The following is a 13,183-nucleotide window of genomic DNA, read 5'->3' as shown; positions in this document are numbered from 1 at the left end:
CAGAGTCGCAAGGTTCGCAAAGTTCATGGTCATACCGCTGCCACTACCACAGCGCCGAGTACCAGCACTGCGCCAACGGCGATCGAAGCGGTGTACCAGCGCAGCTGGCCGGTCTCGGTCTTGCTCATGGCGACGTTGCCGCCGCGAGCCAGGCGCGGGATCAGGCCGATGCTGCGGTCAACCGGATCCTTGCGCAGGACGTGGCTGATCAGCAGGTAAGGTTTGACGAACAGCTTGTCGTAAATCCAGTCGAAGCCCCAGGCAGCGAACCACCAGGCCGACAGCACCCGACCGATGCCGCTGTTGGCGACCGCGCTGACGAAGCTGCGCTTGCCAAGGAACAGCAGGGCCGACAGCAGGATGCCGGCGATGGCGATGGCACCCGAGGTGATCTCCAGCGCGTGCTTGGCTTCGCCACCGGCATGGCCGGCGCTCTCCGGCAGTACACCGGCCAGCGGCGGGGTGATCCAGGCGCCGACGAAGGTCGACAGCACGATCAGCACGCCCAGCGGCAGCCAGTGGCTGATGCCGTGGCCAGCATGGGCTTCGGTCTTGGCTTCACCGTGGAAGGCGATGAAGATCAGGCGGAAGGTGTACAGCGAGGTCATGAACGCACCGACCAGGCCAGCGTACAGCAGGCCGGTGTTACCGCTGGCGAAGGCTTCCCAGAGGATTTCGTCCTTGGAGTAGAAGCCCACGGTCACGATCGGCAAGGCTGCCAGGGCAGCGCCGCCGACCACGAAGCTGGCATAGGCCAGAGGCAGTTTCTTCCACAGGCCGCCCATCTTGAAGATGTTCTGCTCGTGGTGGCAGGCAACGATTACCGCACCGGAGGCCAGGAACAGCAGGGCCTTGAAGAACGCGTGGGTCATCAGGTGGAAGATCGCCGCGTCCCAGGCGCCCACGCCCAGGGCGAGGAACATGTAGCCGATCTGGCTCATGGTCGAGTAGGCGAGGATACGCTTGATGTCGGTTTGCACCAGCGCGGCGAAGCCCGCCAGTACCAGGGTTACGCCACCTACCACGCCTACCAGGTGCAGGATGTCCGGCGCCAGCAGGAACAGGCCGTTGGTACGGGCGATCAGGTACACGCCCGCGGTCACCATGGTTGCCGCGTGGATCAGAGCCGAAACCGGGGTCGGGCCCGCCATCGCGTCGGCCAGCCAGGTCTGCAGCGGCAGCTGGGCCGATTTACCGACCGCGCCACCCAGCAGCATCAAGGTCGCCAGGACCATCCAGGTGTCGCCAGCCTGGAATTTCTGCGGCGCCAGCACCAGCAGTTCCTGCACGTTCAGGGTACCCAGCTGGGCGAACAGGATGAACAGGCCGATGGCCATGAACACGTCGCCGATACGGGTGACGATGAACGCCTTGAGCGCTGCGTTACCGTTGTTGCGGTTGCTGTAGTAGAAACCGATCAACAGGTACGAGCACAGGCCCACGCCTTCCCAGCCGAAGTAGATGAACAGCAGGTTATCGCCGAGGATCAGGAACAGCATGCTGGCGATGAACAGGTTGGTGTACGAGAAGAAGCGCGAGTAACCGGCTTCGCCACGCATGTACCAGGAGGCGAACAGGTGGATCAGGAAGCCGACACCGGTGACCACGCCGAGCATGGTGACCGACAGGCCGTCCAGGTACAGGGTGAAGTTCGGCGCGAAGCCGTCCACCGACATCCACTGCCACAGCAGCTGGCTGTAGGCGCCACCCTCAGGCGGGGCGACGTTGAACTGCCAGATGACGTAGGCGGCGGTGGCGGCCGATAGGCCCACCGAGCCGACGCCGATCAGGGCGGACAGGTTCTCCGAGAACCGCCCGCGCGAGAACGACAGCAGCAGGAAGCCGACGAGGGGGAAGACGAAAGTCAGGAAGAGAAGGTTCATCCGCGCATCTCACTGGCAGCATCGATGTCGAGAGTGTGGAAGCGGCGATACAGCTGCAGCAGGATCGCCAGGCCAATGCTGGCCTCGGCGGCTGCCAGGCTGATCACCAGAATGAACATCACCTGGCCGTCGGGCTGGACCCAACGGGCACCGGCGACGATGAACGCCAGGGCAGAGGCGTTCATCATGACTTCCAGGCTCATGAGCACGAAGAGGATGTTGCGGCGGACCATCAGGCCAACCAGACCTAAGCAGAACAGGATGCCGGCGACTGCCAGGCCATGCTCGAGAGGGATAGCACCCATGATTTACTCCTTCGCCTCGTTGCGGCCCAGGTGGAAGGCGGTGACCGCTGCAGCGAGCAGCAGCATCGAGGCCAGTTCGACCACCAGCAGGTACGGGCCGAACAGGCTGATGCCCACTGCTTTCGCGCTGACAGTGGTACCGCTGATGGCCGCGCCGCTTGGCGCGACGAACAGCACGTACAGCAGCTCCAGCAGCAGCAGGGCGGCCAGGATCACCGGCCCGGCCCAAATGCCGGGCTTGAGCCAGCCCCTCTCCTGGGCGACCGAAGCCGGCCCGAGGTTGAGCATCATCACCACGAACACGAACAGCACCATGATGGCGCCGGCATAGGCGATCACTTCCAGGGCGCCAGCGAATGGCGCACCCAGGGCGAAGAAGATCATCGCGACGGAAATCAGCGAGATGATCAGGTAAAGCAAGGCGTGCACGGGGTTGGTGCCCGTCACCACCCGGAGGGTGGAGACCACGGCGATCCCGGATGCGAAGTAGAAAGCGAATTCCATCTTTCTGTCCTTATGGGAGCAAGCTCTTCACGTTGATCGGCTCGGCTTCGTTCTGCGCAGCGCCCTTCGGCTTGCCAGCGATCGCCATACCCGCAACACGGTAGAAGTTGTAGTCAGGGTTCTTGCCGGGGCCGGAGATCAGCAGATCTTCTTTCTCGTACACCAGGTCCTGACGCTTGAACTCGGCCATTTCGAAATCCGGAGTCAGCTGGATCGCGGTGGTCGGGCACGCTTCTTCACACAGGCCACAGAAGATGCAGCGCGAGAAGTTGATGCGGAAGAACTCCGGGTACCAGCGGCCGTCCTCGGTCTCGGCCTTCTGCAGCGAAATGCAGCCGACCGGGCAGGCCACCGCGCAGAGGTTGCACGCTACGCAGCGCTCCTCGCCATCGGGGTCGCGGGTGAGGACGATGCGGCCACGGTAGCGCGGCGGCAGGTACACGGGTTCTTCGGGGTACTGCAGGGTGTCGCGCTTGCGGAACCCGTGGGAGAACACCATTGCCAGGCTGCGCAGCTGGGTGCCGGTGCCCTTAACGATGTCGCCGATATACTTGAACATGGGTCAAATCCTCACTGGGCCGCGACGGCTGGCGTGTTGTAGAGCACGATCGCAGCGGTCACCAGCAAATTGATCAGGGTCAGCGGCAGGCAGAACTTCCAGCTGAAGTCCATCACCTGGTCATAGCGTGGGCGCGGGATCGAGGCGCGCAGCAGGATGAACAGCATGATGAAGAACGCGGTCTTCAGGGCGAACCACAGGAACGACAGTTGCGGCAGGATGCCGAACGGGCCGTGCCAGCCGCCGAAGAACAGGGTCACCAGCAGCGCCGAGATGAGGATGATGCCGATGTACTCACCGACGAAGAACATGCCCCATTTCATGCCGGCATACTCGATGTGGTAGCCGTCGGCCAGTTCCTGTTCCGCTTCCGGCTGGTCGAACGGGTGACGGTGGGTCACGGCGACGCCAGCGATGAAGAAGGTGCAGAAGCCGAAGAACTGCGGAATGATGAACCACAGGTTCTGGGCCTGGTATTCAACGATGTCGCGCATGTTGAACGAGCCCACCTGCACCACCACGCCCATCAGCGCCAGGCCGAGGAACACTTCGTACGACACGGTCTGTGCCGAGGCACGCAAGCTGCCCAGCAGGGCGTACTTGTTGTTCGACGACCAGCCGGCGAACAGCACCGCGTAGACCGACAGGCCGGCCATGGCGAAGAAGAACAGCAGGCCGATGTTCAGGTCGGCGACGCCCCACAGCGGGGTGATCGGGATCACGCAGAAGGCGATCAGCAGGGCACTCATGGCCACCACTGGCGCCAGGGTGAAGATCATGCGATCGACGAAGGGCGGGTTCCAGTCTTCCTTGAAGAACATCTTCAGCATGTCGGCAGCGATCTGGAACATGCCGAACGGGCCGACGCGGTTCGGACCGTAACGGTCCTGCCACCAGCCCAGCAGGCGCCGCTCGACAAAGCTGAGCAGCGCGCCGCAGACCACCACCGCGAGCAGGACCACGATGGCCCGGACCACGGTGAGGATCACATCGATCACTTCGGGGGTGAACCAGCTCATTGTGCTGCCTCCTGCAGACCTTCGACGGATGCACCGAAGATGGCAGGCGGGATGCCGGCCAGGCCTTTGGGCAGGGCAACCAGGCCAGCGCCCAGTTCTTCATTGATGCGCAGCGGCAGGCGCAGGGCGACGCCTGCGACGTTCAGGCTCAGCAGGGCGCCGTCGTTGACGCCCAGGCGGTCCGCTTCGGACTTGGCCAGCGCCACGTAGGCGGCCGGGATGCGCTCTTGCACCGGGGCTGCGCGGGAAGAACTCTCTTCGCTGCCGAACAGGTGGAAGAACGGTACCGCAGTCCAGGTACCACGGGCCGGGTTGAACGCGCCAGGGATGGCGGTGAACCAGTTCAGGCGATCGCCTTGCGATTCGATCAGGCGCACGCCCGGGTCACCGGCACGCAGGTGACCCCCGACCTCGTCCTGAAACTTGTTCCAGGCTTGCGGCGAGTTCCAGCCTGGCGACCAGGCGAACGGCACCTGCTGGCGCGGTTCGGCCGAACCCGAATAGCCTTCCATGGAGAAGGCGAACGCGGTGTCCTTGTCCTGCGGGGTACGCGGCTCGTGCACGCTGATGTTGGCGCGCATGGCGGTACGGCCGGAGTAGCGCAGCGGCTCACGGGCCAGCTTCATGCCCTTGATGCGGAACGCGGCGCTTGGCGCGGCGTTGACGATGCCGGCCAGTTGCGGGGCGGCTTCGGCGCAGGCACGGGTGACGTGGTCCAGCTGGGTCCAGTCGACCGGCTTGTTGAGCAGGGTGGCACGCAGCGCGTGCATCCAGCGCCAGCCTTCGTGAACCAGGATGCTGCTGTCCAGGTATTGCGGGTCGAACACCTGGAAGAAGCGCTGGGCACGGCCTTCCTGGCTGACCAGGGTACCGTCGCCTTCAGCGAAGGATGCGGCTGGCAGTACCAGGTGGGCGCGGTCGACAGTGGCCGTCCTGGAGTGGTCAGCAACGATCACTACCTTGGCCGCAGCCAGGGCTGCGTCGACCTTGGCCGCTGGTACGCGGGCGTACAGGTCGTTCTCCAGCACGACAATGGCATCGGCCTTGCCGCTGATGACGGCGTCCAGTGCGGCATCGACCGACTCGCCACCCAGCATGGCCATGCCGAGGCTGTTGGCCTCAGGCACCACCAGGCTCAGCGATCCGTTCTTCTCGCGCAGCTTCAAGGCCTTGGCGATGTTGGCGGCAGCTTCGATCAGTGCCGGGTCGGCCAGCGAGGTACCGGCCACGACCAGTGGGCGCTTGGCGGCGACCAGGGCATCGGCGATGCGTTGGGCCAGGGCGCTGGCTTCGTCGTCCAGGCCGGTGACTGCCGGTGCGCTCGGATCGATGGCGTGGGCCACGGCGAAACCGATGCGGGCCAGGTCGGCCGGGGCGGCGTGCACGCATTCCTCGGCAACGTCGTCCAGCTTGGTTTCCGCCAGCGAGGCGATGAACAGCGGGTACAGCGCGTGCTGGCCGATGTTCTTAACGGCAGCGTCGAGCCACGGCTGAACCTTCATCGCTTCGGCCATGGCCTCGGCCTTGCCCTTGGTGGCCTGGCGTACGGCCAGGGCGACGCGGGCAGCGGTCTGGGTCAGGTCTTCACCGAGCACGAACACGGCGTCGTGGTCTTCGATGTCGCGCAGGGTCGGCACGGGCAGTGGGCTGTTGTTCAGCACGTTCAGGGCCAGGCGCACGCGAGCCAGTTCGCCAGCTTCCATGCCGGAGTAGAAGTACTCGGCGCCGACCAGCTCACGCAGGCCGTAGTTGCTTTCCAGGCTGGCGCGTGGCGAGCCGATGCCGACGATGGTGCGGCCGCGCAGCAGGTCGGCGGCCTTGTCCAGGGCAGCGTCCAGGCCCAGCTTGGTGCCGTCGGCCAGGTGTGGCTGGCGTGGGCGGTCCTTGCGGTTGACGTAGCCGTAGCCAAAGCGGCCGCGGTCGCACAGGAAGTACTGGTTGACCGAACCGTTGAAGCGGTTCTCGATGCGACGCAGTTCACCGTAGCGCTCGCCCGGGCTGATGTTGCAGCCGCTGGAGCAGCCATGGCAGATGCTCGGGGCGAACTGCATGTCCCACTTGCGGTTGTAGCGCTCGGAGTGGGTCTTGTCGGTGAACACGCCGGTCGGGCAGACCTCGGTCAGGTTGCCGGAGAACTCGCTTTCCAGCACGCCGTCTTCGACGCGGCCGAAGTACACGTTGTCGTGGGCGCCGTAAACGCCCAGGTCGGTACCACCGGCATAGTCCTTGTAGTAACGCACGCAGCGGTAGCAGGCGATGCAGCGGTTCATCTCATGGGCGATGAACGGGCCGAGGTCCTGGTTCTGGTGGGTACGCTTGGTGAAACGGTAGCGGCGCTCGTTGTGGCCGGTCATCACCGTCATGTCCTGCAGGTGGCAGTGACCGCCTTCCTCGCACACCGGGCAGTCGTGCGGGTGGTTGGTCATCAGCCATTCGACGACGCTGGCGCGGAACGCCTTGGATTCTTCATCGTCGATGGAGATCCAGGTGCCGTCGGAGGCCGGGGTCATGCAGGACATGACGATACGACCACGGGTGTCGTTCTCGTCGGTGTACTGCTTGACCGCACACTGCCGGCAGGCGCCGACGCTACCAAGCGCCGGGTGCCAGCAGAAATAAGGGATGTCGAGGCCGAGCGACAGACACGCCTGTAACAGGTTGTCTGCACCGTTGACTTCGAGCGCTTTGCCGTCTACGTGGATAGTGGCCATTGTTCAAAGTTCTTCGTTGGCCCGCGTGAGCGGGCGTGGCTAATGGAAATCGGTGAGCTTGCGACACGCCACGATCGACTCGGGCCGGCCGGCAAGCTGGCGAGTGGCACGGACCACCCGCCTCAATCATCTTGTTATGCGCCGACCACGATCGGCTTCGCCAGGTTCGGACGCAGCGCATCGCCAGCACCAGCTGGAGCGACACCGGCCTCGAATTCCGAGCGGAAGTATTTGATGGCACTGCCCAATGGCTCGACGGCACCCGGTGCGTGAGCACAGAAGGTACGGCCTGGGCCGAGGAAGTTGACCAGCCCCAGCAGTGTCTCGATGTCTTCGGCACGGCCCTGGCCTTTTTCCAGTGCGCGCAGCATCTTCACGCTCCACGGCAGGCCATCGCGGCATGGGGTGCACCAGCCGCACGACTCGCGGGCGAAGAACTCTTCCATGTTGCGCAGCAGCGAAACCATGTTGATGCTGTCGTCCACCGCCATGGCCAGACCAGTACCCATACGGGTGCCGACCTTGGCGATGCCGCCGGCGTACATCTGGGCGTCGAGGTGCTCGGGCAGCAGGAAGCCGGTACCGGCGCCGCCTGGCTGCCAGCACTTGAGCTTGAAGCCGTCGCGCATGCCACCGGCGTAGTCTTCGAACAGCTCGCGGGCGGTGACGCCGAACGGCAGTTCCCACAGGCCCGGGTTCTTCACCTTGCCGGAGAAGCCCATCAGCTTGGTGCCGTGGTCTTCGCTGCCTTCGCGAGCCAGCGACTTGTACCAGTCGTTGCCGTTGGCGACGATGGCCGGCACGTTGCACAGGGTTTCGACGTTGTTCACGCACGTCGGCTTGCCCCACACGCCAACGGCGGCAGGGAAGGGCGGCTTGGAGCGCGGGTTGGCGCGGCGGCCTTCGAGGGAGTTGATCAGTGCGGTTTCTTCACCGCAGATGTAGCGCCCGGCCCCGGTGTGCACGAACAGCTCGAAGTCGAAGCCCGAACCCAGGATGTTCTTGCCCAGCAGGCCTGCGGCCTTGGCTTCGTCGATGGCACGGTTGAGGTTCTTCGCCGCGGTGGTGTATTCGCCACGCAGGAAGATGTAGCCCCGGTAGGCCTTCAGGGCGCGGGCGCTGATCAGCATGCCCTCTACCAGCAGATGGGGCTGTTGCTCCATCAGCATGCGGTCTTTCCAGGTGTTCGGTTCCATTTCGTCCGCGTTGCACAGCAGGTAGCGGATGTTCATGGATTCGTCTTTGGGCATCAGGCCCCACTTCACGCCAGTGGGGAAGCCCGCGCCGCCACGGCCCTTGAGGCCGGAGTCCTTGACGCTCTGCACGATGTCGTCGGCGGACATGTCGGCCAGTGCCTTGCGCGCGGCGGCGTAGCCGTTCTTCGACTGGTACTCGGCCAGCCAGACCGGCTCGCCGTCGTCACGCAGGCGCCAGGTCAGCGGGTGGGTTTCGGCCGAACGCGCGATGCGGTTGGCCGGGCCGAAGGAAGTAATGGTCATACGTAACCCTCCAGCAGTTTGGAAACACCCGCCGGCTGCACGTCACCGAAGGTGTCGTCGTCGATCATCAGCGCCGGGGCCTTGTCGCAGTTACCCAGGCAGCACACCGGCAGCAGGGTGAAACGCCCGTCTGCAGTGGTCTGGCCGAGGCCGATGCCCAGTTCGCTCTGGATCTGGCTGACCACCGATTCGTGGCCGCCGATGTAGCAGACCATGCTGTCGCACACGCGGATGATGTGGCGGCCGACCGGCTGGCGGAAGATCTGGCTGTAGAACGTGGCCACACCCTCGACGTCGCTGGCCGGGATGCCCAGCACTTCGCCGATGGCGTGGATGGCGCCGTCCGGCACCCAGCCACGTTCCTTCTGGACGATCTTCAGGGCTTCGATGGACGCCGCGCGCGGGTCCTCGTAGTGATGCATTTCGTGCTCGATGGCCGAGCGCTCGGTTTCGCTCAGGGCGAAACGGTCTGTCTGGATAAGCGTGCTGTTCATGCTTAGCGGTCCACGTCAGCCATAACGAAGTCGATACTGCCCAGGTACGCGATGAGGTCGGCGACCATGCTGCCTTTGATCACCGAAGGGATCTGCTGCAGGTGCGGGTAGCTCGGGGTACGGATCCGGGTGCGGTAGCTCATGGTGCCGCCATCGCTCGTCAGGTAGTAACTGTTGATGCCCTTGGTCGCCTCGATCATCTGGAACGACTCGTTGGCCGGCATGACCGGGCCCCACGAGACCTGCAGGAAGTGCGTGATCAGGGTTTCGATGTGCTGCAGGGTGCGCTCTTTCGGCGGCGGCGTGGTCAGCGGGTGGTCCGCCTTGTACGGGCCTTCCGGCATGTTGCGCAGGCACTGGTCGATGATGCGGATACTCTGGCGCATCTCCTCGACACGGACCATGCAGCGGTCATAGGCATCGCCGTTGTGGGCCAGCGGTACTTCGAACTCGAAGTTCTCGTAGCCGGAGTAGGGGCGGGCTTTGCGCAGGTCGAAGTCGCAACCGGTGGCGCGCAGGCCGGCACCGGTGGTACCCCAGGCCAGGGCTTCCTTGGTGTTGTACGCGGCAACGCCGATGGTACGACCCTTGAGGATGCTGTTGCGCAGGGCGGCCTTCTCGTACTCGTCGAGGCGCTTGGGCAGCCATTCGACGAAGTCCTTGACCAGCTTGTCCCAGCCGCGTGGCAGGTCGTGGGCGACGCCGCCGATGCGGTACCAGGCCGGGTGCAGGCGGAAACCGGTGATCGCCTCGATCACGGTGTAGGCGCGCTGGCGGTCGGTGAAGGTGAAGAACACCGGGGTCATGGCGCCGACGTCCTGGATGTAGGTACCCAGGAACAGCAGGTGGCTGGTGATACGGAAGAACTCGGCCAGCATCACGCGGATGGTGTCGACCTTCTGTGGCACCTTGATGCCGGCCAGCTTCTCGACCGCGAGCACGTACGGCAGGTTGTTCATCACCCCGCCGAGGTAGTCGATACGGTCGGTGTAGGGAATGAAACTGTGCCAGGACTGGCGTTCGGCCATTTTTTCGGCACCACGGTGGTGGTAACCGATGTCCGGCACGCAGTCGACGATCTCTTCACCGTCCAGCTGCAGGACGATACGGAAGGCACCGTGGGCCGAAGGGTGGTTCGGGCCGAGGTTGAGGAACATGTAGTCCTCGTTGGCGCCCTGACGCTTCATGCCCCAGGCTTCCGGGTTGAAGCGCGCCGATTCCTCTTCAAGCTGCTGCTTGGCCAGGGTCAGGCTGTAGGGATCGAACTCGGTGGCGCGGGCAGGGTAGTCCTTGCGCAGCGGGTGACCTTCCCAGGTCGGCGGCATCATGATGCGGCTCAGGTGCGGGTGGCCGGCAAAGTCGATGCCGAACATGTCCCAGACTTCGCGCTCGTACCAGTTGGCGTTGGGCCAGATGCCGGTCACGGTCGGCAGGTTCAGGTCGCCTTCGCTGAGCGACACCTTGATCATCACGTCGCTGTTACGTTCGATCGACAGCAAGTGGTAGAAAACGCTGAAGTCGGCAGCGGGCAGGCCGCGGCGCTGGGTGCGCAGGCGCTCGTCGACGCCGTGCAGGTCGTACAGCATGCTGTACGGCTTGGCGACGCCGCGCAGGAAGCTCAGCACCTCCTTGAGCTGGGCGCGCTTTACCCACAGCACAGGCATGCCGGTGCGGGTTTCCTGGGCGACGAATGCGTCGGCGCCAAAACGGTTGTGCAATTCGACGACCACATCCTGGTCGTCTGCCTTGTAGGGCGGAATGAAAATAGCGTTGTCCGCTGTCATGGTCTCGGTCGCTTTGGGTCAGCGTTAAGAATGAAGCCAGGCCGCCGGCTCTTTCGGGAGCGGGCGGCAGGTCGCTGGATCAGACTTCGTCGGGGCTGCGCAGGTTGGTTACCGCAATGCGCTGTTCACGACGCAGGTCCTTCTGGGCTGGCATCTCGGCACGGTAGATGCCTTGATCACCAACCACCCAGGAAAGCGGGCGTCGTTCTTGGCCAATCGACTCCTGCAGCAGCATCAAGCCTTGCAGGAAAGCCTCAGGGCGCGGCGGGCAGCCAGGCACGTAGACGTCCACGGGGAGGAACTTGTCGACCCCCTGAACGACCGAGTAGATGTCGTACATGCCACCGGAGTTGGCGCACGAACCCATGGAGATGACCCACTTCGGTTCGAGCATCTGCTCGTACAGGCGCTGGATGATCGGCGCCATTTTGACGAAGCAGGTACCGGCGATGACCATGAAGTCGGCCTGACGCGGCGAGGCCCGGATGACTTCGGCGCCGAAGCGGGCGATGTCGTGGGGCGCCGTGAAGGCCGTGGTCATTTCCACGTAGCAGCAGGACAGGCCGAAGTTGTACGGCCAGAGGGAGTTCTTGCGACCCCAGTTGACCGCGCCACGCATCACATCTTCAAGCTTGCCCATGAAGATGTTCTTGTGGACCTGGTCTTCGAGCAGCTGGTCGGTGACGGTTTCCCGATCACCTACCGGGTACTGCTCGTTGGGCGCATCCGGATCGATTCTGGTGAGATTGTATTGCATTGCCAAAGCCTCATTGTTTCAGCTTCGCTTGCCGCTTGCGGCGACCTTCGGGTGCCCAGTCAAGGGCTCCGACGCGCCATAGGTAGACAAGACCAGCCAACAGAATTGCTATGAAAACGAGTGCTTCGACGAATCCGGTCCAGCCACTTTCGCGGACGGACACAGACCATGCATACAGGAAGAGGGCTTCGATATCGAAGATCACGAACAGCATCGCGACCAGATAGAATTTGGCGGACAGGCGCAGGCGGGCGCTGCCGACGGGCAGCATGCCGGATTCGAAGGGTTCGTTCTTGGCGCGGCCCCAGGCCTTGCTACCGAGCAGGCTGGACAGGCCGAGCATGAAGGCACACAGGCCGACGACACCCAGGAGGAAGATGGCAAAGCCCCAGTTGTGGGCGATGAGTCCTGCCGAATCGGACATGCTAGAAATCCTTATACAGAGACCCAGCTCTGCAGTCTGAAATAAGTAGAGCGGCGACGTGGTGTCGCAGGTGCAGTGACCAAATGTCGCAGCTGAATCAATCGGGCTGATTTTATGGGTAAACCCGGTGCAAGTAAAATTTCCATTGCAAATTTATTCGTAGGATTTAGAACAAAACCCGCTCCTAACTGGCTGAAAGCCTTGAGATTCGGGCATTGCATGCGGTTTTGTTAATTATGTTTCTTGCGAGTGGTAACGAATTACAAACTTCGTAATGATAATTGATATCATTTGATCTGATGCCTTTGAATTGGGCAGTTCTGTGCCTTGTAAAGTTCATCTGCAGATTCCCCCTACTTGTAAATGCGAAAGACTCGTGTTCTAGCAGCTTCCGATGCCACGCGTACCGCTCTGGGTCAATACTTCAGCGCTTGAGCCATGCTGGGCTGACGAAGCGATTGCCCACTGGCCCAGCCAGTAGGCAAGGATGATCAGGTAGGGCGCGGCAGCGAACGGGCTGACGAAGCGGTCGATACCGATCAGGCTGTCGGAGAAAACGAACAGGCAGGCCCCCAAAGCGGCAACCCTGCCGCAGGCAAGCGCGCGCCAGAGCATGGCGCTGATGGCCAGTGCGTAGACCGAGACCGGAAGCAGCAGCGGGCCAAGGCCGTGCCTGGCAAGCACGCCGAACAGGGTGATGCCGGTGATCGCGCTCACCAGTAAGGCGGGCAGGGCGGGGCGCAAGGTCTTGCCGCAATAGGCGCGCAGGTAGGCCAGGTGAGCACAGAGGAAAGCGGCCAGGCCGAACACGAACAGATCGGTGGGGACGGCCAGGAGGATGTCGCCGAGTACCGAGAAACCCAGGCCAATGCTGATCCAGCGGCGATAGGGGGTGACGGGGGCTATATATAGCCAGGCAATCAATGCCAGTACCGGAATCGGCTTGGCCAGCAGGCCAAGCAGGGCGTTGTCGCTGGCCAGTGCATATATATAGAGGGCAGCGGCGGCCAGGGCGAGCATCATCAGGTGGCGTGGACGGAGCATGGGCGGTCCTTGCTGCTGGGCTGCCACAAGCATAGCGCTGATCGCGAAATCTGCTTTGCTTGTACCGGCCCCTTCGCGGCTAAAGCCGCTCCTACAGGTACTGCAAAGCACTGTAGGAGCGGCGTTTTAGGGGGAGTATATAAGCGGGTATGGCCGGCGTGGCGGAAGTTGGGTTACGGCAGCCCAAGGCGGCAACGGTG

The 13,183-nt window shown here is 63.4% G+C and carries 12 protein-coding genes; all 12 read right to left on the bottom strand.

Features of this window, described 5'->3' with window-relative positions; all coding sequences use genetic code 11:
* Positions 1–29 precede the first annotated feature (29 nt).
* The 12 genes from nuoL to ACQKPS_RS26085 all read right to left on the bottom strand — a co-directional run bounded on the left by nuoL (position 30) and on the right by ACQKPS_RS26085 (position 12,983).
* Positions 30–1,883: an NADH-quinone oxidoreductase subunit L gene (gene nuoL, locus ACQKPS_RS26140; RefSeq protein ID WP_099815219.1), complete on the bottom strand. Its 1,854-nt coding sequence runs from the start codon at positions 1,881–1,883 to the stop codon at positions 30–32.
* Positions 1,880–2,188 (bottom strand): NADH-quinone oxidoreductase subunit NuoK, encoded by a 309-nt coding sequence (nuoK, locus tag ACQKPS_RS26135; RefSeq protein WP_008096201.1) that lies wholly within the window; start codon positions 2,186–2,188, stop codon positions 1,880–1,882. Before nuoK ends, nuoL begins: the two co-directional genes overlap by 4 nt.
* 3 nt (positions 2,189–2,191) lie before the next feature.
* Positions 2,192–2,692, bottom strand: coding sequence for an NADH-quinone oxidoreductase subunit J (gene nuoJ, locus ACQKPS_RS26130; RefSeq protein ID WP_254484777.1), 501 nt, complete (start codon positions 2,690–2,692; stop codon positions 2,192–2,194).
* 10 nt (positions 2,693–2,702) lie between these two features.
* Complete coding sequence (nuoI, locus tag ACQKPS_RS26125; protein ID WP_016488223.1) at positions 2,703–3,251, bottom strand: NADH-quinone oxidoreductase subunit NuoI; 549 nt, start codon at positions 3,249–3,251, stop codon at positions 2,703–2,705.
* An 11-nt stretch (positions 3,252–3,262) separates the two neighbouring features.
* Complete coding sequence (gene nuoH / locus ACQKPS_RS26120; protein ID WP_054884882.1) at positions 3,263–4,270, bottom strand: NADH-quinone oxidoreductase subunit NuoH; 1,008 nt, start codon at positions 4,268–4,270, stop codon at positions 3,263–3,265.
* Positions 4,267–6,981 carry an NADH-quinone oxidoreductase subunit NuoG gene (gene nuoG, locus ACQKPS_RS26115; protein WP_427606145.1) on the bottom strand — a complete coding sequence of 905 codons (2,715 nt, stop codon included), beginning with the start codon at positions 6,979–6,981 and terminating at the stop codon, positions 4,267–4,269. The genes nuoH and nuoG overlap by 4 nt, the downstream gene beginning before the upstream one ends.
* A 134-nt stretch (positions 6,982–7,115) precedes the next feature.
* A complete protein-coding gene (nuoF, locus tag ACQKPS_RS26110) occupies positions 7,116–8,480 on the bottom strand; it encodes an NADH-quinone oxidoreductase subunit NuoF (RefSeq protein WP_152957151.1) in 1,365 nt (454 codons plus the stop codon).
* Complete coding sequence (gene nuoE, locus ACQKPS_RS26105) at positions 8,477–8,974, bottom strand: NADH-quinone oxidoreductase subunit NuoE (RefSeq protein ID WP_003251433.1); 498 nt, start codon at positions 8,972–8,974, stop codon at positions 8,477–8,479. Before nuoE ends, nuoF begins: the two co-directional genes overlap by 4 nt.
* A gap of 2 nt (positions 8,975–8,976) precedes the next feature.
* Positions 8,977–10,758 carry an NADH-quinone oxidoreductase subunit C/D gene (gene nuoC / locus ACQKPS_RS26100; RefSeq protein ID WP_054884885.1) on the bottom strand — a complete coding sequence of 594 codons (1,782 nt, stop codon included), beginning with the start codon at positions 10,756–10,758 and terminating at the stop codon, positions 8,977–8,979.
* 79 nt (positions 10,759–10,837) lie between these two features.
* The gene (locus ACQKPS_RS26095) at positions 10,838–11,515 is read right to left on the bottom strand and encodes a NuoB/complex I 20 kDa subunit family protein (protein WP_027920598.1); all 678 of its coding nucleotides are present in this window, start codon (positions 11,513–11,515) and stop codon (positions 10,838–10,840) included.
* A 10-nt stretch (positions 11,516–11,525) separates the two neighbouring features.
* Positions 11,526–11,939, bottom strand: a complete 414-nt coding sequence (locus tag ACQKPS_RS26090; protein WP_011534614.1) for an NADH-quinone oxidoreductase subunit A — start codon at positions 11,937–11,939, stop codon at positions 11,526–11,528.
* 381 nt (positions 11,940–12,320) lie between these two features.
* Complete coding sequence (locus ACQKPS_RS26085) at positions 12,321–12,983, bottom strand: lysoplasmalogenase (protein WP_254484781.1); 663 nt, start codon at positions 12,981–12,983, stop codon at positions 12,321–12,323.
* Positions 12,984–13,183 lie beyond the last annotated feature (200 nt).

Source organism: Pseudomonas sp. NPDC086566 (assembly GCF_050280885.1).
GTDB classification, from domain to species: domain Bacteria; phylum Pseudomonadota; class Gammaproteobacteria; order Pseudomonadales; family Pseudomonadaceae; genus Aquipseudomonas; species Aquipseudomonas vlassakiae.
Note: the sequence above shows the minus strand (reverse complement) of the source record. Positions and strands in the feature narration are given on the sequence as shown.